20 protein-coding genes are annotated in these 22,633 nt (G+C 37.6%); 17 read left to right on the forward strand and 3 right to left on the reverse strand.

What is annotated here, in order from left to right; genetic code table 11:
* The 5 genes from buk (at position 1) to J2Z26_RS08605 (ending at position 5,994) form a co-directional block, all read left to right on the forward strand.
* On the forward strand, positions 1–1,110 hold the full coding sequence (buk, locus tag J2Z26_RS08585; protein ID WP_193539668.1) for a butyrate kinase: 1,110 nt from the start codon (positions 1–3) through the stop codon (positions 1,108–1,110).
* A gap of 24 nt (positions 1,111–1,134) precedes the next feature.
* Positions 1,135–2,556 (forward strand): dihydrolipoyl dehydrogenase, encoded by a 1,422-nt coding sequence (gene lpdA, locus J2Z26_RS08590; protein WP_193539667.1) that lies wholly within the window; start codon positions 1,135–1,137, stop codon positions 2,554–2,556.
* Positions 2,557–2,595: 39 nt separating this feature from the next.
* Positions 2,596–3,588: a thiamine pyrophosphate-dependent dehydrogenase E1 component subunit alpha gene (locus J2Z26_RS08595; RefSeq protein ID WP_193539666.1), complete on the forward strand. Its 993-nt coding sequence runs from the start codon at positions 2,596–2,598 to the stop codon at positions 3,586–3,588.
* An 18-nt stretch (positions 3,589–3,606) separates the two neighbouring features.
* Positions 3,607–4,590 carry an alpha-ketoacid dehydrogenase subunit beta gene (locus J2Z26_RS08600; RefSeq protein ID WP_193539665.1) on the forward strand — a complete coding sequence of 328 codons (984 nt, stop codon included), beginning with the start codon at positions 3,607–3,609 and terminating at the stop codon, positions 4,588–4,590.
* 99 nt (positions 4,591–4,689) lie between these two features.
* Positions 4,690–5,994 carry a dihydrolipoamide acetyltransferase family protein gene (locus J2Z26_RS08605; RefSeq protein ID WP_193539664.1) on the forward strand — a complete coding sequence of 435 codons (1,305 nt, stop codon included), beginning with the start codon at positions 4,690–4,692 and terminating at the stop codon, positions 5,992–5,994.
* A gap of 292 nt (positions 5,995–6,286) precedes the next feature.
* On the opposite strand, the gene J2Z26_RS08610 is transcribed toward J2Z26_RS08605, so the two are convergent.
* Positions 6,287–7,342, reverse strand: a complete 1,056-nt coding sequence (locus J2Z26_RS08610) for an FUSC family protein (RefSeq protein WP_193539663.1) — start codon at positions 7,340–7,342, stop codon at positions 6,287–6,289.
* A gap of 191 nt (positions 7,343–7,533) precedes the next feature.
* On the opposite strand from J2Z26_RS08610, the gene J2Z26_RS08615 reads away from it, so the two are divergent.
* From J2Z26_RS08615 to J2Z26_RS08650, 8 genes are all read left to right on the forward strand, one after another.
* The gene (locus tag J2Z26_RS08615) at positions 7,534–9,582 is read left to right on the forward strand and encodes a methylmalonyl-CoA mutase family protein (protein WP_227413853.1); all 2,049 of its coding nucleotides are present in this window, start codon (positions 7,534–7,536) and stop codon (positions 9,580–9,582) included.
* A complete protein-coding gene (gene scpA / locus J2Z26_RS08620; RefSeq protein ID WP_193539662.1) occupies positions 9,575–11,782 on the forward strand; it encodes a methylmalonyl-CoA mutase in 2,208 nt (735 codons plus the stop codon). Before J2Z26_RS08615 ends, scpA begins: the two co-directional genes overlap by 8 nt.
* Entirely contained in the window at positions 11,772–12,899 is a 1,128-nt protein-coding gene (meaB, locus tag J2Z26_RS08625) for a methylmalonyl Co-A mutase-associated GTPase MeaB (protein WP_193539661.1), read from the forward strand. The genes scpA and meaB overlap by 11 nt, the downstream gene beginning before the upstream one ends.
* A gap of 91 nt (positions 12,900–12,990) precedes the next feature.
* Positions 12,991–13,428, forward strand: coding sequence for a BrxA/BrxB family bacilliredoxin (locus tag J2Z26_RS08630; protein WP_193539660.1), 438 nt, complete (start codon positions 12,991–12,993; stop codon positions 13,426–13,428).
* A 241-nt stretch (positions 13,429–13,669) separates the two neighbouring features.
* Positions 13,670–14,440, forward strand: a complete 771-nt coding sequence (locus tag J2Z26_RS08635; protein WP_193539659.1) for a basic amino acid ABC transporter substrate-binding protein — start codon at positions 13,670–13,672, stop codon at positions 14,438–14,440.
* 25 nt (positions 14,441–14,465) lie between these two features.
* The gene (locus tag J2Z26_RS08640) at positions 14,466–15,125 is read left to right on the forward strand and encodes an amino acid ABC transporter permease (RefSeq protein ID WP_193539658.1); all 660 of its coding nucleotides are present in this window, start codon (positions 14,466–14,468) and stop codon (positions 15,123–15,125) included.
* A gap of 19 nt (positions 15,126–15,144) precedes the next feature.
* Positions 15,145–15,864: an amino acid ABC transporter ATP-binding protein gene (locus tag J2Z26_RS08645; RefSeq protein WP_193539760.1), complete on the forward strand. Its 720-nt coding sequence runs from the start codon at positions 15,145–15,147 to the stop codon at positions 15,862–15,864.
* A 111-nt stretch (positions 15,865–15,975) separates the two neighbouring features.
* Positions 15,976–16,485 carry a L,D-transpeptidase gene (locus J2Z26_RS08650; RefSeq protein ID WP_193539657.1) on the forward strand — a complete coding sequence of 170 codons (510 nt, stop codon included), beginning with the start codon at positions 15,976–15,978 and terminating at the stop codon, positions 16,483–16,485.
* A gap of 49 nt (positions 16,486–16,534) precedes the next feature.
* Here the strand turns inward: J2Z26_RS08650 and prli42 are convergent, their stop codons facing one another.
* On the reverse strand, positions 16,535–16,627 hold the full coding sequence (gene prli42 / locus J2Z26_RS08655) for a stressosome-associated protein Prli42 (protein ID WP_193539656.1): 93 nt from the start codon (positions 16,625–16,627) through the stop codon (positions 16,535–16,537).
* A 202-nt stretch (positions 16,628–16,829) separates the two neighbouring features.
* Between prli42 and mce the strand changes: the two genes are divergently transcribed.
* The 4 genes from mce to J2Z26_RS08675 all read left to right on the forward strand — a co-directional run bounded on the left by mce (position 16,830) and on the right by J2Z26_RS08675 (position 20,608).
* Positions 16,830–17,246 carry a methylmalonyl-CoA epimerase gene (gene mce / locus J2Z26_RS08660; protein WP_193539655.1) on the forward strand — a complete coding sequence of 139 codons (417 nt, stop codon included), beginning with the start codon at positions 16,830–16,832 and terminating at the stop codon, positions 17,244–17,246.
* Between the two features lies 1 nt (position 17,247).
* A complete protein-coding gene (locus tag J2Z26_RS08665) occupies positions 17,248–18,798 on the forward strand; it encodes an acyl-CoA carboxylase subunit beta (protein ID WP_193539654.1) in 1,551 nt (516 codons plus the stop codon).
* An 83-nt stretch (positions 18,799–18,881) separates the two neighbouring features.
* On the forward strand, positions 18,882–20,000 hold the full coding sequence (locus J2Z26_RS08670; protein ID WP_193539653.1) for a tripeptidase T: 1,119 nt from the start codon (positions 18,882–18,884) through the stop codon (positions 19,998–20,000).
* A gap of 143 nt (positions 20,001–20,143) precedes the next feature.
* Complete coding sequence (locus tag J2Z26_RS08675; protein ID WP_193539652.1) at positions 20,144–20,608, forward strand: chemotaxis protein CheW; 465 nt, start codon at positions 20,144–20,146, stop codon at positions 20,606–20,608.
* A 997-nt stretch (positions 20,609–21,605) separates the two neighbouring features.
* Here J2Z26_RS08675 and J2Z26_RS08680 read toward each other — a convergent pair.
* Positions 21,606–22,517 (reverse strand): nuclease-related domain-containing protein, encoded by a 912-nt coding sequence (locus J2Z26_RS08680; RefSeq protein ID WP_193539651.1) that lies wholly within the window; start codon positions 22,515–22,517, stop codon positions 21,606–21,608.
* Positions 22,518–22,633 lie beyond the last annotated feature (116 nt).

Here is a 22,633-nt window from a genome sequence, read left to right on the forward strand (position 1 = left end):
TTGCAGGAAAAAGAATATCGAATTCTCGTAATCAACCCAGGATCAACATCAACGAAAATTGGCGTGTTTGATAATGAGCGCTCAGTATTTGAGAAGACGATTCGTCATGATAGTGAAGTTATTAATTCATATGCAAATATTATTGATCAATATGAATTTAGAAAAAATACAATACTAGAAGCCCTAGATAACGAAGGCATCAACATCTCTAAACTAAATGCAGTTTGTGGAAGAGGTGGGCTTTTACGTCCTATCGAAGGTGGCACGTATAAGGTTAATAATGAAATGCTTCATGATCTTAAAATAGGATACTCCGGCCAACACGCATCAAATTTAGGTGGAATTCTAGCGTATGAGATTGCTTCAAATTTAAATATCCCTTCATTTATTGTAGACCCGGTAGTAGTAGATGAACTAGCCCCGATTGCTCGTATCTCCGGATTTTCTCTGATTGAAAGAAAAAGTATTTTTCACGCATTGAATCAAAAAGCAGTTGCTAGAAGAGTGTCAAAGGAACTTGGTAAAAAGTATACAGAACTAAATTTGATTGTAACTCATATGGGTGGCGGTATTACCGTTGGTGTTCATAAGCAAGGAAGAGTAATTGAAGTAAATAACGGATTACATGGTGATGGGCCGTTTAGCCCGGAGCGTGCTGGAACTGTACCAGCAGGTGATTTGGTTGCTTTATGTTACTCAGGCCATTACTACAGAGAAGAAATCATGAAAAAACTTGTAGGTCAAGGTGGTCTTGTAGGTTATCTTGGCACAAATGATGCAGTAAAGGTTGAACAAATGATTAAAGCTGGTGATGAAAAAGCCAAGAATGTGTATAATGCAATGGCTTACCAGGTTGCTAAAGAAATTGGTGCAGCAAGTGCTGTATTAGCTGGAAAGGTTGATGCAATTATTCTTACTGGTGGCCTTGCTTATGGTAAGGAATTTGTTAAGGAGATTGCTGATCAAGTAAATTGGATTGCTGATGTCATTGTGGAACCAGGTGAAAATGAACTTCAGGCACTAACTGAAGGGGCATTACGTGTCCTTAGAGGTGAAGAGGATGCAAAGGATTATCCAGGGGAAGTAAAGCAAACAAAAGTGACACAGTAAAAATAGACGGGAGATGTAAGGAACATGGCAACGGAATATGATTTAGTTATTCTAGGTGGAGGCACTGGCGGATATGTTGCTGCAATTCGTGCCTCACAGCTTGGATTGAAGGTAGCAGTTGTTGAAAAAGGAAAGCTTGGAGGTACATGCCTTCACGCTGGATGTATACCAAGTAAAGCATTACTTAGAAGTGCAGAGGTATATGCAACTACGAAAAAGAGCGAAGAATTTGGCGTATTAACAAGTGATGTAACTCTAGATTTTTCAAAGGTTCAAGCTAGAAAAGAGAAAATCACTGATCAGCTTTATAAAGGTGTTCAGCATTTAATGAAGCAAGGGAAAATCAGTGTGTATGAAGGATTAGGGCGTATTTTAGGGCCTTCTATTTTCTCACCGATGCCCGGAACAATTTCAGTTGAAATGAACAATGGCGAAGAAAACGAAATGTTAATTCCTAAAAATGTCATTATTGCAACTGGATCAAGACCGCGTACATTACCTGGTCTAGAAGCTGACAGTGAGTATGTAATGACATCTGACGAAGCACTAGCAATGAAAGAATTACCTAAATCAATCATAATCGTTGGTGGCGGAGTAATTGGAATTGAATGGGCTTCGATGCTTGTAGATTTTGGCTTAGAAGTAACAGTGTTAGAATATGCAGATCGAATTTTACCAACTGAAGATAAAGAAGTATCAAAAGAGCTACAGCGTCTAATGAAGAAAAAAGGTGTAAAAATTGTTACTGGTGCGAAAGTACTTCCTGAAACACTTGAAAAGGGAGAAGGAGTAACAATCAAAGCTGAGCACAAGGGTGAACAAAAGACATTTACTGCTGAAAAACTACTTGTTTCAGTAGGGCGTCAAGCAAATGTTGAAGGTATAGGACTAGAAAATACGGAGATTCAACTTGATAGAGGAAATATCGTAACAAATGAAGTTTATCAAACAAAAGAATCCCATATTTATGCTATAGGAGATGTAATCGGTGGCTTGCAATTAGCTCACGTTGCATCTCATGAAGGAATTGTAGCAGTTGAGCATATTGCTAACGAAAACCCAATGCCTATCGATTATACCCTTATTTCTAAGTGTGTATATAGTAGCCCAGAGGTTGCAAGTGTTGGATATACAGAAGATGAAGCAAAAGAAAAAGGCTTTAATGTAAAAACAGGTAAGTTTTCATTTAGAGCGATTGGGAAAGCACTTGTTTACGGTGAAAGTGATGGATTTGTAAAACTTGTGGTTGATGAAGACACTGATGACCTATTAGGTGTACATATGATTGGTCCACATGTTACAGATATGATTTCAGAGGCAGGACTAGCAAGAGTACTTGATGCAACTCCTTGGGAGATTTCACATACCATTCACCCTCACCCAACATTATCTGAGGCAATTGGTGAAGCAGCATTAGCTGTTTATGGCAAGGCAATCCATTCATAATGGAAAGAATTTAAGCTTTTATATAGGAGGTTATTAATTATGACAGAAAATCGTCATCAAGCATTAGGTTTAACTGATGAAAAAGTTCTTGAAATGTATGAAACTATGCTACTATCACGTAGAATTGATGAGCGTATGTGGCTATTAAACCGTGCGGGTAAAATTCCATTTGTTATCTCGTGTCAGGGTCAAGAGGCAGCTCAAGTTGGAGCAGCTTTTGCATTAGACCGTGAAAAAGATTATGTTCTTCCGTACTACCGTGATATGGGAGTTGTATTAACTTTTGGAATGACTGCTACAGAACTAATGCTGTCTGGTTTTGCTAAAGCAGAAGATCCAAACTCTGGTGGACGTCAAATGCCTGGACACTTTGGTCAAAAGAAAAACAGAATTGTTACTGGTTCTTCACCGGTTACAACTCAAGTTCCACATGCTGTAGGTATTGCCTTAGCAGGGAAAATGGAAAACAAGGATCTAGTAACATTCGTTACATTTGGTGAAGGTTCTTCTAACCAAGGTGACTTCCATGAAGGTGCAAACTTTGCTGGGGTTCATAAGCTGCCGGTAATCTTCATGTGTGAAAATAATAAATACGCAATTTCGGTTCCTATTGAAAAACAATTAGCATGTGAAAACGTATCAGATCGTGCAATTGGATATGGAATGCCAGGTTATACGGTTGATGGAAATGACCCATTAGAAGTATACAAGGTAGTTAAAGAAGCTGCAGAACGTGGCCGACGTGGTGAAGGTCCAACTCTTGTTGAGACAATTTCTTATCGATTAACACCTCACTCCAGTGATGATGACGATCGTAGCTATCGTGAACAAGAAGAAGTAGCGGAAGCAAAGAAAAAGGACCCAATCATTCTTTTCGCAGCATATCTAAAAGAAGTTGGCGTTCTAACAGAAGAAATTGAAACTACAATGAACGACCGTATTATGAAGCTTGTAAACGAAGCAACTGATTATGCTGAGAATGCTCCATATGCGGAACCAGAATCTGCTCTTAAGCATGTGTATGCTGAGTAAAGTAAGGGGGAAAATTTGATGCCTGTTATTTCATATATTGATGCAGTTACAATGGCAATGCGTGAAGAAATGGAAAGAGATCCTAAGGTTTTCGTATTAGGTGAAGACGTTGGAAGAAAAGGTGGAGTATTTAAAGCGACACAAGGACTTTATGAACAATTTGGTGAAGACCGCGTATTAGACACTCCATTAGCAGAATCAGCAATTGCTGGTGTTGGAATTGGAGCAGCGATGTACGGTATGAGACCAATTGCAGAAATGCAATTTGCTGATTTTATCATGCCGGCAGTTAACCAAATTATCTCAGAGGCAGCTAGAATTAGATACCGTTCTAACAATGATTGGAGCTGTCCAATTACAATTCGTGCTCCTTATGGCGGTGGTGTACACGGTGCATTATATCACTCACAATCAGTTGAAGCAGTATTTGCAAATCAACCAGGGTTAAAAATCGTAATGCCTTCGACACCTTATGATGTAAAAGGCTTACTAAAAGCAGCGATTCGTGACGAAGATCCAGTACTATTTTTTGAACATAAACGAGCGTACCGCTTAATTAAAGGTGAAGTACCTACAGATGACTATGTATTACCAATTGGAAAAGCTGATGTAAAACGTGAAGGTGAAGATATTACTGTAATTACATATGGTTTATGTGTTCATTTCGCATTACAAGCTGCTGAAAGATTAGCGAAAGATGGAATCTCAGCACATATTCTTGACCTGCGTACTATTTATCCTTTAGACAAAGAAGCTATCATTGAAGCAGCTTCTAAGACAGGAAAAGTACTTCTAGTAACTGAGGATAATAAAGAAGGTAGCATTATGGGCGAAGTTTCGGCTATCATAGCGGAAAACTGCCTATTCGAATTAGATGCACCAATTAAGCGCTTAGCTGGTCCAGACGTTCCGGCAATGCCATATGCTCCGACGATGGAAAAATACTTCATGGTAAACCCTGATAAAGTAGAAAAAGCAATGCGTGAACTTGCAGAATTTTAATAATATAGAGACTGACCAAACAGTCGTCAGTCTCTAAACGTTTTTTAAAAGGTGCTTTTCGAGTAGTAAGTGCCTACATAGAACGAGGAGGTAAAAACCGTGGCAGTTGAAAAAATTACAATGCCTCAGTTAGGTGAGAGTGTAACTGAAGGAACAATTAGTAAGTGGTTAGTATCTGTTGGTGATAAAGTAAATAAATATGACCCTCTAGCTGAGGTCATGACCGATAAAGTTAATGCAGAGGTTCCTTCATCATTTACAGGAACAATTAAAGAATTAATTGCTGAAGAAGGCGAAACACTAGCAGTTGGTGAAGTGATTTTAATGATCGAGGTTGAAGGTGGAGATGCTGCACCAGTTTCTAAAGAAGATACTGCAAAAGCGGACACATCAGAAACACCTGTTGTCCAAACAGATGATACAGATAAACCTAATAAACGTCGCTACTCTCCAGCAGTATTAAGACTTTCTCAGGAACACAATATTAATTTGGAAGCGGTAAACGGAACGGGTGCTGGTGGACGAATTACTCGTAAAGATTTACTACAGATTATTGAGTCAGGTAATATTCCTACAGAAAGTACGAAGGAAGAACCAGTAGCAAAAGCTGCTCCTTCACCAGTACAAGTAGAAGAAACAACAGCAGTTAGTCAGGCTGCACCGAAGCAAGCTGCACCGGCACCTGCTATTCCAGTCCATGCTGGTGATATTGAAATTCCAGTAACAGGAATTCGTAAAGCAATTGCAACGAACATGCTTCGTAGTAAGCATGAAGCTCCACATGCTTGGACAATGATTGACGTAGATGCAACAAACCTAGTTGACTATCGTAATACAATTAAAAATGAATTCAAGCAAAAAGAAGGCTTTAACATTACATTCTTTGCGTTCTTCGTAAAAGCTGTAGCACAAGCTCTTAAAGAATTCCCACAAATCAACTCGATGTGGGCTGGAGATAAAATCATTCAGAAAAAAGATATTAATATCTCAATTGCAGTTGCGACTGATGATGCATTATTTGTACCAGTTATCAAGCATGCTGATGAAAAAACAATCAAAGGTATTGCCCGAGAAATTACAGATTTAGCTACAAAGGTTCGTACTGGTAAGTTAAAATCTGATGAAATGCAGGGTGGTACATTTACTGTTAATAACACAGGCTCATTTGGCTCGGTTCAATCGATGGGGATTATTAATTACCCACAAGCAGCCATTCTTCAGGTTGAATCGATTGTGAAACGCCCTGTAGTAATGAACAACGGAATGATCGCGGTACGTGACATGGTTAACCTTTGTATGTCATTAGATCACCGTGTGTTAGATGGGCTAATTTGTGGTCAGTTCTTAGCACGTGTGAAAGAAATCATTGAAAAAACATCAAAAGAAAATACATCTGTATACTAAAAAAAAGATCTATTAGGTTAGTAGCCTAATGGATCTTTTTGATTTTTACTTTTGAATTTAGACCGTTCCTTTGCGCTGCAGGCACTTGCTTTCCGCGGGGAATTATGAAAAAGCCAAACTGCCGGCTTTTTCAAGGGCGAATTCCCATCGGGGAGGAAGTCGAGCCTCCTCGGCGCATGCGCCTGTGGGGTCTCGACCTTTCCTCTACTTCTGAGCAGGAGTCAAGTGCCTTCCGCTCCAATTCACTCTTCAAGTATATACACAGTAAAAATCCTTACAAAAAAGAATCTATCTAGCATTGTACAATTCCTCTTTTGCTCTCTTGTTTACAGATACCTTCAAGTTCTTCTATTAAGTCATGTATTGATAGAATTTCATACACAACAATGGTTTCTGCTGAAAAATGATGGTGATACTTTTTAGTTGTTTCTTTATTTTGCCTGTTCTTCCACTCCAAGAATTGCTGGTTAACCTGGTCGACAAGAATAAGGTGATCATCCGATATACTATGCCCGGGATCACTTAAAATAGTTGAAACAGATTCAATCAGTTCTATAACCGTTTGCTTTTCAGTTTTATTCCACCTTAAATCTGCAAACTTAGTATAAGAAAGGTTTTTCAAGTGATAAACCATTTGTTGAAGAACATATAGTTTTTTTAGCTCATAATGATATTCTCGAATTTGTTTTTTTGTATGACGATGGTATTTCCATTCTTCTCTTATATATTCGGTAAGCTTAGTCGTCGTTTCTAATTTTCGCGACACGTGCTCTAACTGCTTAACGGTATCCCGGTTATAGTTTTTCTCTCCTATAACATTTTCTTTTATAGGACCATTCAAAATAACTGAGCATTTTTGGAGTAATCCCGATAAGTTTGTAGTTATCGACTTCGAATAATTAGGTGGTAAAATAAATAAATTCACAACTGTTGAGACAACTAGTCCTATGGTGGTTGTACCGAGTCTGGAAACAAAAGCCATTAAATGATGGTCCCCAGTAGTCGGAATCATCATTACTGCTGTTAGGGTCGCAACAAGGATTCCATCAAACAATTTCAATTTATAGCAGGCTGCAATTGTTAACACAGCAGATAGTGCATATACAATTGCTCCGTGTCCCAAATAATGCGTGAGTGACATTGAAAAAGCTGCACCAATTGCAGCTGCAGGCAATCTAACAATTCCTTTTTTCATTGAGTCTGAAGCGGTTGGCTCAATCGTAACGATAGCCGTAATGACTGCAAAGATAGCAGGAAGATTTAATTGCAAACAAATCCATGCAGTTATAAATACAGCAACACCTGTTTTAATTGTTCTTCCACCAAATAGATTAAAGATTTTATTCATATCAACATTCCTTATACAAACAGTTAGGCTACACATCTATAGTATACAATTATGGGATAAAATGCTAATGGAGTTAAATACGGAATTTTTAAACAACCCATCATCAAATGCTAGTTTAAAAATGATATACTAGTATTATTAAAGTATAACCAACTATTTTGTAAGCGATTACGTTTAAAGGAGGCAGTCATTTGGAAAGCATTGAATCTTTGAAAAATCAGAAGTTTCCAGCTGCAGACAGTAAAGTTTGGAAAGAAGAGGCCGAAAAATCCTTAAAAGGAAAACCTTTAGAAAAGCTTTTAACGAATACATATGAAGGTATCGCTTTAAAGCCTTTATACACAAAAGAAGATACAAAAAATCTTGACCACATAAATGAGTTTCCTGGGTTTACGTCCTATAAACGTGGAATCAATCCCACAGGATATTCTGTGAAATCTTGGGAAGTTAGTCAAGAACTTAATGTATCAAGTTTTGAGGAAGCAAATCGTATCATAAAACATGAGATAGAACGTGGACTAACTATGCTTAACTTGGTCCTTGATAATCTAGAATCTCCGATTAATACACTTGATGATGTAAGGGTATTACTTGATGGCATTGAGCTAGAGAAGTTACCTCTTTTTGTAGATGCAGGTATTCTATCTTTCCCATTTCTTTCATTGATAGCTACATACAGTAATGAAACTCAGGTTCCTCTCAAAGATCTAAGCGGAACAATCGGAATGGACCCTATTGGAACCCTAGTGAAGGATGGAAAACTTACAATACCTCTAGAAAAACTATATGACTTAATGTCTAGCACTGTAAAGTGGTCGAAAGTTCATACTCCACAGCTTCGAACGGTACTTGTAAATGGAAACCCATATCATAATGGTGGTGCCAATGCGGTTCAAGAGCTTGCATACACGATTGCAACAGCAGTTGAGTATATCCAAGAAGGGTTGGATCGAGGACTTTCTATTAATGACATTGCTAATTCGATGACTTTCTCCTATTCTGTGGGATCTAATATGTTTATGGAAATCTCGAAGCTAAGAGCTGCAAGAATGTTATGGACAAGAATTATTGAGGTCTATGGTGGAGACAAAGTTGCGGGGCAAATGCACATTCACGCACGAACTTCTGCTTATACGAAAACAGTCTATGATCCTTATGTTAATATGCTTCGATCAACAACTGAGGCATTTGCTGCAGTAATTGGTGGAGTAAATAGTTTGCATGTTTCTACTTTTGATGAACCTACTAAAAAGGCAGATAACTTTTCACGAAGAATTGCGCGTAATACTCAGCTAATTCTTCAAGAAGAAGCACACTTAAATAAAGTGGTTGACCCGGCTGGTGGGTCTTGGTATGTTGAGTCATTAACAAATGACTTAGCTGAAAATACTTGGGCATTGTTCCAACAAGTAGAGGAACAAGGTGGAATCCTTAACGCGCTACAATCTGGATTTATTCAAGACAGCATCGAAAAGGTAGCAGGTAAAAGAGTAGAAAATGTAAAACTCCGCAAAGAAAAAATTGTAGGGACAAATTTCTATGCCAACCTTTCTGAAAAAGAATTGAAAAGTATTGATTTAGAAGGACCAAAGAGTAAGATTATTCCTAAAACGGAACTAGATGGTGTAGCAAAAGATTACATTGATCGTGTAAAGGATGAAGAGGTACTCCTTAGTACTACCATGGATTTAGTAACTCAAGGAGTTGCATTGAAAGAGTTAGTTGGACAGTTTGAGTCTACTAACAATATACAAGTTAAACCTATTCACTCTCATAGACTAGCAGAGTCTTTTGAAGAGCTGCGAAATGCGGCTAGAAGACATAAAGAGGCAACAGGAAGCTTCCCTAAGATTGGCCTTCTAAACTTAGGTACCCTAGCCATGCATAAGCCTAGAGCTGATTTTATTACTGGATTTTTTGAAGCGGGAGGCTTTGAGGTCCATAAAAATGAAGGTTTTACATCTGTAGAAGCTGCAGTTAAAGGATATGAATCGATGGACTTATCCACAGTTGTTATATGTGGAACAGATGAACTTTACAAAGAGTTTGCCGAGCCATTGTCAAATCAAATTAAATCAATTCATCCGAATGCGAAAATCTATGTTGCAGGGATGCAAGATAAAGAAACAGAGACATCCTTTTTACATGCAGGCATTTCCGGGTTTATTCATATGAAATCAAATTGTTATGAAGTGTTGAAAAAATTACAGCTAGAAATGGGGGTAGCGGTAGATGAGTAAAAGACCCGATTTCTCTTCAGTAAAATGGTATAAACAGGATCAAAAAGTAAGTGAGGCAGAATGGAAGAAGAAAGTGGAGGAAGAAATTAATTATACCTTCGAAGACCTTTCGTTTGAAACAAATGAGCAAATTGCTTTAAAGCCGTTATACACAAATGAAGATACAAAGGATTTTGAACATCTTGATTACATGCAGCCAGGTTTACCTCCTTTTTTAAGAGGACCATACCCAACTATGTATGTTAATAGACCTTGGACTGTAAGGCAGTATGCTGGATTCTCAACTGCTGAAGAAAGTAATGCGTTTTACCGCCGTAATTTAGCAATGGGGCAAAAAGGGTTGTCTGTAGCCTTTGATTTAGCAACCCACCGTGGGTATGATTCTGACCATCCTCGAGTAATAGGTGATGTAGGTAAAGCAGGTGTTGCTATAGATTCAATTCTAGATATGAAGGTGCTATTTGATGAAATACCACTTGATCAAATGTCGGTTTCAATGACAATGAACGGTGCTGTACTTCCAATCATGGCATTTTATATAGTTACTGCTGAGGAACAAGGAGTTAGCCAAGAAAAACTCACTGGTACTATTCAAAATGATATTTTAAAAGAGTACATGGTTCGAAACACGTATATTTATCCACCAGAAACATCTATGAAAATTATCGCTGATATTTTTGAATACACTTCAAAAAACATGCCGAAGTTTAATAGCATAAGTATTTCAGGATATCATATGCAAGAAGCAGGAGCACCTGCAGATTTAGAGCTTGCATATACGTTAGCGGATGGTCTTGAATATGTAAGAACCGGTATTGCTGCAGGCATAGATATTGATTCATTTGCACCACGCCTATCCTTCTTTTGGGCAATAGGAATGAATTATTTTATGGAAGTAGCGAAGATGAGAGCAGCCAGGTTGATTTGGGCAAAAATGATGAAGCTATTTAATCCAAAGAATCCTAAATCGTTAGCACTTCGAACACATTCACAAACATCTGGATGGAGTTTAACAGAGCAGGACCCATATAATAACGTTACTCGAACGTGTATTGAGGCATTAGCAGCAGCGTTGGGACATACGCAGTCCTTACATACAAATGCGCTAGATGAAGCGATTGCGTTACCAACAGATTTCTCTGCTCGAATTGCCCGAAATACTCAGTTATATTTACAAGATGAGACTGGCATTACAAATGTTATTGACCCTTGGGGTGGTTCATATTATGTCGAGACATTAACAAATGAACTGGTTGAACGTGCATGGACACATATTGAAGAAATTGAAGGACTTGGAGGAATGGCGAAGGCTATTGAAACAGGTTTACCTAAAATGAGAATTGAAGAAGCATCCGCACGTCGTCAAGCAAAAATAGACTCAGGAAAAGAGTCAATTATTGGTGTAAATAAGTATCGACTAGAGAAAGAAGACCCACTTGATATTTTAGACATAGATAATACAGCTGTTCGTTTAAAACAAATTGAGAACCTTGAAAAATTACGAGCAGAAAGAGACGAAGAAAAAGTCCAAGAAACACTTAATGCCTTAACAGAAGCAACAGAGACAGGAAAGGGTAATCTACTAGAGCTTGCTGTTAATGCTGCTCGTGCTAGGGCAAGTTTAGGTGAAATTTCTGATGCGATTGAGAAAGTGGCCAAACGCCATAAGGCTGTTATTCGTTCTATTTCTGGTGTGTATAGTGCAGAATTCTCAAATGAAGACGAAATCCTAAAAGTGAAAGCAATGGCTGACGAATTTTTGGAGTTAGAAGGGCGTCGTCCGAGAATCATGATTGCAAAAATGGGACAGGATGGACATGATCGTGGAGCGAAGGTAATTGCTACAGCGTTTGCTGATTTAGGCTTTGATGTAGATATTGGACCATTGTTCCAGACACCTGAAGAAACTGCTCTACAAGCAGTGGAAAATGATGTTCATGTTGTGGGGATGAGTTCCTTAGCTGCAGGGCATAAAACATTGTTACCACAATTAATCGAAGAGCTGAAAAGACTAGGAAGAGAAGATATCCTTGTAGTAGTAGGAGGAGTCATACCAGCTCAAGATTATCACTATTTGCGTGAGCAAGGTGCTGCTGCCATTTTTGGACCAGGAACAGTCATTCCAGTTGCCGCTCAGAAGGTTATCGAAGAAATAATCAAGCGCCTCGGTTATGAGGAAGTGGAATTACATGAAAAATGATCGTAATCGACCTGAATGGGTGCCGAAGGACAAACAGGATGATATTTCGTTTACGACAAATGTAATGAAGGGCATAGAAGGGGACAGCAATGACGGTGTGCCTTCTCATTCCCGGAAGTTTGTAAAAAAACATGATCGTACCGTCGACGAATATGTTTCAGGTGTATTAAAAAATGATAGGACGATTTTGGCCCAAGCGATTACACTTGTCGAAAGCAATGCTACAAAACATTTAGAAAAAGCCCAAGATGTAATAAATGAGCTTCTTCCTCATGTAGGGAAATCAATCCGTATTGGTATTACAGGTGTTCCGGGTGCAGGTAAAAGTACTTTTATCGAGGCTTTTGGGAAATACTTGTGTGAAAAGGGTCATCGGGTAGCAGTTTTGGCGGTGGATCCTAGTAGTAGTGTAACAGGTGGTAGTATCTTGGGCGATAAAACTCGAATGGAAGAGCTTTCTAGAGATCGAAGGGCATTTGTACGTCCTTCTCCCTCTGGTGGCACCTTAGGTGGTGTGAATCGAAAGACAAGAGAAACTATCCTCCTTTGTGAAGCAGCAGGCTATGATGTGATTTTGGTGGAGACAATAGGTGTTGGACAAAGTGAAGTGGTTGTTCGAAGTATGGTAGACTTTTTTCTCTTATTGGTTTTAACAGGTGCAGGAGACGAGCTACAAGGGATGAAAAAAGGTGTAATGGAGCTAGCTGATGCACTGCTTATTAATAAAGCAGATGGAGACAATAAACAAAAGGCTATCGCCACACAAGCAGAGTATAATCGAATTCTCCATTACTTAAGGCCAGCTACTGTTGGGTGGCTTACAAAAGCCTACACTGCTTCAGCATTATATGGTGAAGGCATGGATAGTTTGTGGAAAACTATTCTACAGTTTGAAGCTGAAACAAAAAATAGTGGAACTTTTGAAAAGAGAAGACAAAACCAATCTAGAGAATGGATCGATGCAATGATAAAGGACCATTTAATATCTAGCTTCTTCTCAGACCCCACTATTAAGGCGAAGCTTCCTATCCTTGAACAAGATGTGTTGTCAGGTAAACAAACGGTAACTAAAGGTGTTAGAGAGATATTAAATTTTTATGAAAGAAAAACAAAGTAACCTTTATGTAGGAAGTAAAATTTGTCACATACGAAAGATTATTGTTATGATAGTGTAGTAAAGGATACTTAAATAAGGAGAGATTGTATAGATGAGTATGGATTTTAATCTTTTTATGAATGATATCGTCGTACAAGCACGTAAAGAAATCGTTGCTGCAGGTTATGACGAACTAAAAACTCCAGAAGAAGTGGAAGAAGTATTTAACCGTAAAGGAACAACACTTGTTATGGTAAACTCTGTATGCGGTTGTGCAGGAGGAATCGCTCGTCCTGCTGCAGCACATTCGGTTCATTATGACAAACGACCTGATCAATTAGTGACAGTTTTTGCTGGTCAAGACAAAGCTGCTACTGAAAAAGCAAGAACTTATTTTGAAGGGTATCCACCTTCATCTCCATCATTTGCATTACTAAAAGACGGCAAGATTCTTACAATGATTGAACGTCATGAAATTGAAGGTCACGAGCCAATGGCTGTTATTAATAAGCTACAAGATGCATTTGAAAAATATTGTGAAGAAGTTTAAGAAGCCAAGTAACTGGCTTCTTTTTTTTGAGTTATTAAGCATAACTATTCATTGTTGTGTATAATGTGTTGTTTATAAATTGGTTTAAATTCATATAATCACCCATTTATAGCACTTTAAATAATCAGAATAAATAATATTTATTTATTATATTGCATAATTATTAATATGTGTTAAAATTCATTACAGTGAATAATTATTAATTAATTTATTAAAAGATGTAATGGGGAGGAATAAAAAGATGAAAAAGAAGAATGCAATACTATTATTAATTACTAGTTTGATTGTAGGTTTATTGGCAGCGTGTGGTTCTGGTGCTAGCACGTCAGGAGATGGAGAAGGCAAGAAAGTGTTAGTTATGGGAACATCTGCTGATTTTCCACCGTTTGAAACACTAGATACAAATGGTGAAATTGTTGGTTTTGATATTGATTTAGCTAAGCATATTGCAAACGAACTTGGCTATGAAATAGAGATTAAGGATATGAGTTTTGATGGTTTAATTGGAGCACTTCAAACAAAACGTATTGATTTTGTTGCTTCTGGTATGTCTGCAACTGAAAAACGTAAGGAAAGTGTAGATTTTTCAATTGAGTACCACCGTTCTGGAGAGATGTTTGTTAGTTTGAAAGATTCAGGTATTAACTCTATCGAAGATCTAGATGGGAAAAAGATTGGCGTTCAATTAGGAACGATCCAAGAAGAGGGAGCAAATAAAATTGCTGAACAAATGGAACTGGAAGTAAAAACCCTAAATAAGGTTCCAGACTTAATTCAAGAACTAAAATCTAAGCGTGTAGATGCTGTGTATTTAGATAAAACAGTTGCTGAAGGTTATATTAAAGAGTTAGATTTAGCAGGCTTTAATGACCCTAATGAAAGCACTCCAGGAATGGCAATTGCTTTTCCAAAAGGCAGTGAAATCACAGAGTCCTTCAATAAGGTAATTAAAGAGATGCAAGAAAACGGTGAGCTTGAGAAATTAGAAAAAAAATGGTTGGAAACAGAATAATAGAAGATAGAAAAGAGGTGTAGGCATGGATTTGGATTTTCTCCGAATCGTGCCTTCTATTCCTTTTATACTAGAGGGAATAGGTGTCACGTTATTATTTGTATTTGTATCAGCATTACTTGGTTTTTTTATTGGAGCAATTCTATCATTATTTAAAATTAGTAATCTTAGTGTTTTAAAATGGTTTGCAGAAGCCTATACATCTGTATTTCGAGGAACTCCATTAATACTCCAGCTTATGTTGATTTATTTTGCTATTCCTCAATTAACTGGTTATGATATTCCGATGTTTTTAGCAGGGATACTAGCATTCGGGTTAAATTCAGGGGCGTATATATCTGAAATTATTAGAGCGGGTATTCAAGCTGTAGATAAAGGTCAACAAGAAGCAGCTGCAGCACTAGCAATTCCGTATAAGCCGATGATGAAGGATATTATCATGCCACAGGCGATGAAAAATATATTACCGGCTTTGATGAATGAATTTATTACGCTAACAAAAGAATCGGCGATTGTTTCAACCATTGGACTATTAGATATTATGCGAAGAGCACAGGTGGTAAGTGCAAATACGTATACTGCGTTTGAACCACTTTTGTTCGCAGGATTGATTTATTATATTTTAGTCATGATTTTAACATTATTTGGGAAGGCTCTGGAACGGAGGTTACGAAGAAGTGAATAAGACCAACATAGAAAAACATATTACGGTAAACCAGCTTTATAAATCATTTGGTAAATTAGAGGTTCTTAAGGGAATTTCTACAACAGTCTCAAAGGGAGAGGTAATTGCTATTGTTGGTCCCTCTGGTTCTGGGAAATCAACGTTTCTACGTTGCTTAAATTTGCTTGAAACACCGACAAAGGGGCAGGTTTGGATTGGTAATCATGAAATTACAAATCCAAAAGTAGATATAATGAATGTCCGGGAAAATGTAGGGATGGTTTTTCAACATTTTCACTTATTTCCTCATAAAACAGTTATTGAAAATATAATGTATGCTCCAATGACTGTAAAAAATCAATCTAAAAATGAGGCAGAAACAGTGGCTAAACACCTTTTATCACAGGTAGGCCTACTTGAAAAAGCTTCGGAATACCCGGCAAAATTATCGGGAGGTCAAAAGCAACGTGTTGCAATTGCTAGAGCATTGGCCATGGCACCAGAGGTTATGTTATTCGATGAACCAACATCTGCTTTAGATCCTGAAATGGTTAAAGAGGTATTAGAAGTAATGAAGTCTCTTGCAAATACTGGCATGACAATGGCAATTGTAACACATGAAATGGGGTTCGCCCGTGAGGTAGCTGATCGAGTATTATTCCTTGATGACGGGATGCTAGTTGAGGACTCACCGCCAGCTGAATTTTTTACTGCCCCAAAAAGCCAAAGAGCTAAAGAATTTTTAGAAAAAGTACTATAACAAACAGGAATGGCTATTAGTGTCATTTCTTTTTTTGTACAAAAAAGAGTATTTCTGGATTTTTTAGTGGAAACTACGGGTATATGCTTAAAAAAGGGTGGATTATCTAATATGAAACTGTTTTTATCTCTGGTCATAGCTGTTACCTTGTCCCCTATTTGGCCATTAGGACAAAATCCTCTTATTGGAGACCCCTACATTATTATCAACAAAAACACAAATGAGTTAGCGTATGTTAATTACGGTGCAATTCAGGAAGTGTATCCCATTGCAACTGGTGTTACTGCTGATTTGACTCCTGAAGGTGAATACACAATTACTGTTAAAGCTAAGGATCCGTATTACAGAAAAAAAGACATTATTGGTGGTTCTAAGCACAATCCTCTCGGAACAAGATGGTTAGGTTTTGATGCTAGGAAAACGGAAGGAAGGATCTACGGAATTCATGGTACGAACAATGAAGAATCAATTGGAAAGTATGTATCCAATGGATGTGTGCGAATGCATAACAAAAACGTTGAGGAGCTATTTAATAAAATCCCACTTGGAACAAAAGTATATATCTACGCAAAGGATTTAAATTTTGATACAGTAGCAAAAATGAAAGGGGCAATACGATAAACGAAAAAGGGTGATTCCTTTAAGAGAATCACCCTTTTTCACGTACTTGCTATAGCCACATACTAGCTCCAGCTAATAATGTTGTAATCACCATTGTTCCAATCATTAAATAAACTACTATTTTTTGAGTTTTACGAGACATAGGATCCCCCTTAAAACATATTTATACCTTATATTCTACCCCGAATATGATAAGTGGACAAGTTGAAAATACTTCTACATACAGGTTTGATTTTGCTGAAAATAGACAAATTTGTGTCAGTTCATGCTAAAATAGTAAATATGTTTTAATGAATCCGTTTACATCTATGAGCGAGCGCTCGGTTGGGAGGGAGCTTTGTTTTATGATAAAAAAAATAGACCATATAGGAATTGCTGTTTCCAATATTGAGGAACAATTACCATTCTATATTGAAACACTAAAGCTGACTTTAGAAGGTATTGAGACAGTAGAATCCCAGAAAGTAAAAGTAGCATTTATAAAAATTGGTGAGTCGAAAATAGAGTTGCTAGAACCAATAAGCGAGGAGAGTACAATCGCTAGTTTTATAAAAAAACGTGGTGAAGGAATTCATCATATTGCCCTAAGTGTTGACTCAATTGAAGAAAGAATACAGCAAATGAAGGCTGAGGGCATACAAATGATTAATGAAACTTCAAAACCTGGAGCCGGTGGTGCTCAAATTGCCTTTATGCATCCAAAATCAACCGGCAATGTGCTTTATGAGCTTTGTGAAAAGAAGAAGAAGGAGGAGAATTAGAATGATAGACATCTATGAAAAAATAAATGAACTATATGACCGTCGTAGAGAAGTTGAGTTAGGTGGCGGAGATGAGAGAATTGAAAAACAGCATGAAAAAGGTAAGCTAACTGCACGTGAACGAATTGAATTACTTGTAGATGAAGGGACATTTGTTGAACTTAATCCTTTTATAGAGCATCGTAGCCGCGATTTTGGTCTAGAGGGTAAAAAAGGCCCTGGAGATGGAGTCGTTACAGGCTATGGTAAAGTAAACGGACGTCCAATTTACTTATTTTCACAAGATTTCACTGTGTTTGGTGGAGCATTAGGGGAGATGCATGCCAAGAAAATAGCAAATGTTATGGACCTAGCTGCAAAAAATGGGGCACCTTTCGTTGGGTTAAATGACTCTGGTGGAGCTAGAATTCAAGAAGGTGTTGTTTCGTTAGATGGGTATGGTCATATCTTTTATCGTAACGCCATTTACTCAGGGGTTATTCCTCAAATATCCGTTATTATGGGCCCTTGTGCTGGAGGTGCTGTTTATTCTCCTGCCATCACTGACTTTGTATTTATGGTTGAAAAAACTAGCCAAATGTTTATCACAGGTCCTAAGGTAATTGAGACAGTTACTGGTGAAAAGATTAGCTCTGAGGATTTAGGAGGAGCAAAAGTACATAATACAATCAGTGGTAATGCACATTTTTCGGGGCAAACAGAGCAAGAAGTAATTGCTGAGGTTCGTAAGCTTCTAAGTTATTTACCACAAAACAATGAAGAAAAAGCACCGCGTATTGAAACAGAAGGCAATGATGATTATCGTCCAGACTTAACCGATGCAATTCCTTTCGATGCGCTTCGTCCTTATGACGTTCGAAAAGTAATAGAGCAGGTTGTTGACGAGAAAAGCTTTATGGAAATTCATAAAGACTTTGCAAAAAATATCGTCGTTGGGTTGGCTAGAATTAAAGGAGAAGTGGTTGGCCTAGTATGCAATCAGCCTAAGGTTTTAGCGGGTGGACTTGATATTGACTCTTCTGATAAGGCTTCAAGGTTTATTAGATTCTGTGACTCCTTTAATATTCCGATTATTACATTTGAAGATGTAACTGGCTTCTTCCCAGGTGTGAAACAAGAGCATGGTGGTATTATAAGACATGGAGCTAAGATCTTATACGCTTATTCAGAAGCTACTGTTCCAAAATTGACTGTTATTCTTAGAAAAGCGTACGGTGGAGCTTATGTTGCGCTTAATAGTAAATCAATTGGTGCTGATTTAGTTTTCGCGTGGCCTAACGCTGAAATTGCTGTTATGGGGCCTCAAGGGGCAGCCAATATTATTTTTGCTCGTGAAATTGCAGAAAGCAGTGATCCAGAAGCAACTCGTGCTCAAAAAATCGAAGAATACCGTGAGAAGTTTGCGAATCCATATGTTGCCGCAAGCCAAGGTATGGTAGATGACGTAATTGACCCACGCGAAACGCGTATTAAAATTGTCCAGGCATTAGAGATGCTCCGTAATAAAAAAGAGGATAGACCTAAAAAGAAACACGGCAACATTCCATTATAAGACCACATTTAGTACTAAGGGTAATTAGTGGAGTAGAATTTTATTCGATATTACATCGTATTTTAACTGGAGGTATAAGTCATATGGTTAACCAAAATCGTCTTATTGAAGAGTTTTTAGAATTAGTAAAAGTAGATTCTGAAACAAAATATGAAGCTGAAATTGCAAAAGTACTAAAAGAGAAATTCTCTGCACTTGGCGTTGAAGTATTCGAGGATGACACGACTGGAGTAACAGGACATGGTGCAGGAAATCTAATTTGTACGTTAAATGGAGTAAAAGTGGGTGTAGATACAATCTATTTTACTTCTCATATGGATACAGTTGTACCTGGTAAAGGAATCAAACCTTCGATACAAGATGGTTATATCGTTACAGATGGAACGACAATTCTAGGTGCAGATGACAAAGCTGGTTTAGCTGCGATGTTAGAAGCAATCAAGGTTCTAAAAGAAAACAATATAGCTCATGGTACGATACAATTCATCATTACAGTTGGTGAAGAATCAGGATTAGTTGGTGCAAAGGCTCTTGACCCAGCACTTTTAAAAGCTAAATTCGGTTACGCTCTTGATAGCGATGGTAAAGTTGGAAATATCATCGTTGCAGCACCAACGCAAGCAAAGGTAAAAGCGACGATTCATGGAAAAACAGCTCATGCGGGAGTGGCTCCTGAAAAGGGTGTATCTGCGATTACGATTGCAGCAAAAGCTATTTCTAGAATGCCTCTAGGTAGAATAGACGAGGAAACTACAGCTAATATTGGACGCTTTGAAGGTGGCACTCAAACGAATATCGTGTGTGACCGAGTTGATATTTTGGCTGAAGCACGATCTTTAGTTGGAGAAAAAATGGAAGCACAAGTTGCTAAAATGAAAGAAGCGTTTGAAACGGTTGCTGCTGAAATGGGTGGACGTGCTGATGTTGAAATTACGGTGATGTATCCAGGATTTAAGTATGCAGATGGTGACCATGTAGTTGAAGTTGCTAAGCGCGCCGCTGAGAAAATCGGCAGAACTTCAGAGCTACAGCAAAGTGGTGGAGGCAGTGATGCTAACGTGATTGCTGGCCATGGCATACCAACCGTTAATCTAGCAATCGGTTATGAAGAAATTCATACAACGAATGAAAGAATGCCAATTGAAGAACTAGTAAAAACAACGGAATTAGTTGTTGCTATCATTGAAGAGGTTGCAAAGTAGAATTTGAGTGGAAACTACCTTTAAAATAAGGTAGTTTCTCTTTTTTATTTTTTTATTTATACTTTTCGTCTATTATAGTAGAATAAAACTACTAGTAAAAAGGTCATGTATACATAAAAATCACTCAAAAAGAGGTGGATTAGATGGATGAGCGTAAGGTCGTTGTATTCCAAGTTGGGAATGAAGAGTATGGTATTCCAGTTCAAAATGTAATTTCAATTGAAAGGCTTCAAGCTTCTACATTAATTCCCCAAATGCCTGCTTATATGAAAGGTGTTGTAACAATTAGGGAAGAATTGATTCCGGTTATTGATACAGGAATTATTCTTTATGAAAAAGCTACCCCAGAATCCGAAAAGACAAGAATGATTGTTACTAAGACTGAGGATCTTTCAGTTGGCTTAATTGTTGATGATGCGAAGGAAATTATTGATATTCCTGAGGAAAAGATAAAGCAACTTAATCTATTAGCTTATCAAAAAACATCCTATTTCCTAGGTGTTGCTAATTTAGATAACCGATTATTAACTCTCTTAGACCCAAACAATCTATTCGAAAGCTTAGAGGGCATTAAAGAAGTTAAAGACCATATGAGTAGCTTAGTATAATTGAGATGGCAGACGTTTAGTAGACGTCTGTTTTTTGTTTAGGAACAAAGTGAGGTCGGATAAATAAGTTTATAAACCCTCGAGATAGTGGAATTAGTAAAGTGAAGTCGAATAAATGAGTTTATGAGCCCTCTAGATAGTGAAATATGTAGGGTGAGGACGCATAAATGAGTTTATGAGCCCTCGTGATAGTGAAATAAGCAAAGAGAGGTCACATAAAACAGTTTATGAGCCCTCGTGATAGTGAAATAACCAAAGTGAGGACGCATAAATGAGTTTATGAGCCCTCGTGATAGTGAAATAACCAAAGTGAGGACGCATAAATGAGTTTATGAGCCCTCGAGATAGTGAATTAAGCAAAGAGAGGTCACATAAAACAGTTTATGAGCCCTCGTGATAGTGAAATAGTCAAAGAGAGGTCACATAAAACAGTTTATGAGCCCTCGTGATAGTAAAATAGCCAAAGAGAGGACGCATAAATGATTTTATGAACCCTCGTGATAGTGAAATAGTCAAAGAGAGGTCACATAAAACAGTTTATGAGCCCTCGAGATAGTGAATTAAGCAAAGAGAGGTCACATAAAACAGTTTATGAGCCCTCGAGATAGTGAAATAGTCAAAGAGAGGTCACATAAAACAGTTTATGAGCCCTCGTGATAGTAAAATAGCCAAAGAGAGGTCGCATAAATGAGTTTATGAGCCCTCGTGATAGTGAAATAAGCAAAGAGAGGTCACATAAAACAGTTTATGAGCCCTCGGGATAGTGAAATAGTCAAAGAGAGGTCACATAAAACAGTTTATGAGCCCTCTAAATAGTAAAATAGCCAAAGAGAGGACGCATAAATGAGTTTATGGGCCCTCGTGAAAGTGAAATAAGCAAAGTGAGGACGCATAAATGAGTTTATGAACCCTCGAGATAGTGAAATAAGCAAAGAGAGGACGCATAAATCAGTTTATGTGATCTCTAATAAGTAGACACCCAGGTGAGGTTATAAACCTAGGGACGATCAATAGTAAAAAAGCGGGATTTACCATATCCATTCACTTTAAAACTTTTAGAGAGTACTGAGTGAATAGTCTTTTTTGCCATAAACTGTCCACACCACTCCCAAATCACTTTAGTAGTTATTTTATCATCGGGAAAAAGTAAATTAAACTCGTGAGTGTGCCTAATAATTGCTGTTGTATGATCTTCTACCTCTCCACAACTAGAACACACTAGAGGTGTTGAAATGAAGGTATAGCAGTTTCTGCAATATACTCCTTTTGTAAGCTGATCATATGTATACTTTGGAACACGGCTATAAGGAGACTCTGTTAAATGGAGTACAAGAAGCTTTTCGGAAAGTTTTCTGTCTGAGGAGTTTGTTTTCATTAGCTTATTAGATAGTTCGTACATAAACCGGTTTAATTGTGTTGGAAAAATAATTTGCGAGTTGCGGGGAGCATTATAAAGGTGAAATTCGGGATTGATAAAAATTAGATAAGGTTTAACAATTCCACCAAATCCAAGTTCCTTAAGTAAGCGCCTCAAGAGAGTTTCGGTACGTTGTAGCTGTTGCAGGGGATTTTTAATTTCAGTATCAGAAGAGGTATACCACCGGTCTTTCTCGATATAATAATCGCCATCAAAGTTTTTAACTTCAAACAAGTAAATGGTGTTATTACTTACTAATAATGAATCGACTTGAAATACGGTGTTATTTATTTCGTAGACGAAATCATTAATCGCTATATTAGTCTCATTTGGTATGCTTTTCTCGATCAATAAGTCGAATTCTACCTCCCCCTTAAATCCTTTTTCAAGATTCAAATAGTAATTTTTTTCAGTCTCTAAAAGCTTTAATCTAGTATCTAACGCCCTTAGAATTTTTAACTCATTTGACTTAGTACGTTGTTTTAGTATCAAAAACAACACCCCCTATGTGTATTAAAATATCACTTATATTTTATTTTTTATTGTATTAAACCACAAGTTTTTTTCTTGTTTAAATTAGCATTTTCTTACAATAATGTACATTACTA

The organism is Cytobacillus luteolus, assembly GCF_017873715.1.
GTDB classification, from domain to species: Bacteria; Bacillota; Bacilli; order Bacillales; family Bacillaceae_L; genus Bacillus_BV; species Bacillus_BV luteola.

Coding starts and splice junctions, on each gene's coding strand:
- J2Z26_RS08610 (WP_193539663.1), bottom strand. CDS start 7,342: ATGAATAAAATCTTTAATCTATTTGGTGGAAGAACAATTAAAACAGGT.
- J2Z26_RS08635 (WP_193539659.1), top strand. CDS start 13,670: ATGAAAAAGAAGAATGCAATACTATTATTAATTACTAGTTTGATTGTA.
- J2Z26_RS08675 (WP_193539652.1), top strand. CDS start 20,144: ATGGATGAGCGTAAGGTCGTTGTATTCCAAGTTGGGAATGAAGAGTAT.
- meaB (WP_193539661.1), top strand. CDS start 11,772: ATGAAAAATGATCGTAATCGACCTGAATGGGTGCCGAAGGACAAACAG.
- J2Z26_RS08595 (WP_193539666.1), top strand. CDS start 2,596: ATGACAGAAAATCGTCATCAAGCATTAGGTTTAACTGATGAAAAAGTT.
- J2Z26_RS08600 (WP_193539665.1), top strand. CDS start 3,607: ATGCCTGTTATTTCATATATTGATGCAGTTACAATGGCAATGCGTGAA.
- J2Z26_RS08670 (WP_193539653.1), top strand. CDS start 18,882: ATGGTTAACCAAAATCGTCTTATTGAAGAGTTTTTAGAATTAGTAAAA.
- J2Z26_RS08650 (WP_193539657.1), top strand. CDS start 15,976: ATGAAACTGTTTTTATCTCTGGTCATAGCTGTTACCTTGTCCCCTATT.
- J2Z26_RS08630 (WP_193539660.1), top strand. CDS start 12,991: ATGAGTATGGATTTTAATCTTTTTATGAATGATATCGTCGTACAAGCA.
- mce (WP_193539655.1), top strand. CDS start 16,830: ATGATAAAAAAAATAGACCATATAGGAATTGCTGTTTCCAATATTGAG.
- prli42 (WP_193539656.1), bottom strand. CDS start 16,627: ATGTCTCGTAAAACTCAAAAAATAGTAGTTTATTTAATGATTGGAACA.
- scpA (WP_193539662.1), top strand. CDS start 9,575: ATGAGTAAAAGACCCGATTTCTCTTCAGTAAAATGGTATAAACAGGAT.
- J2Z26_RS08640 (WP_193539658.1), top strand. CDS start 14,466: ATGGATTTGGATTTTCTCCGAATCGTGCCTTCTATTCCTTTTATACTA.
- lpdA (WP_193539667.1), top strand. CDS start 1,135: ATGGCAACGGAATATGATTTAGTTATTCTAGGTGGAGGCACTGGCGGA.
- J2Z26_RS08665 (WP_193539654.1), top strand. CDS start 17,248: ATGATAGACATCTATGAAAAAATAAATGAACTATATGACCGTCGTAGA.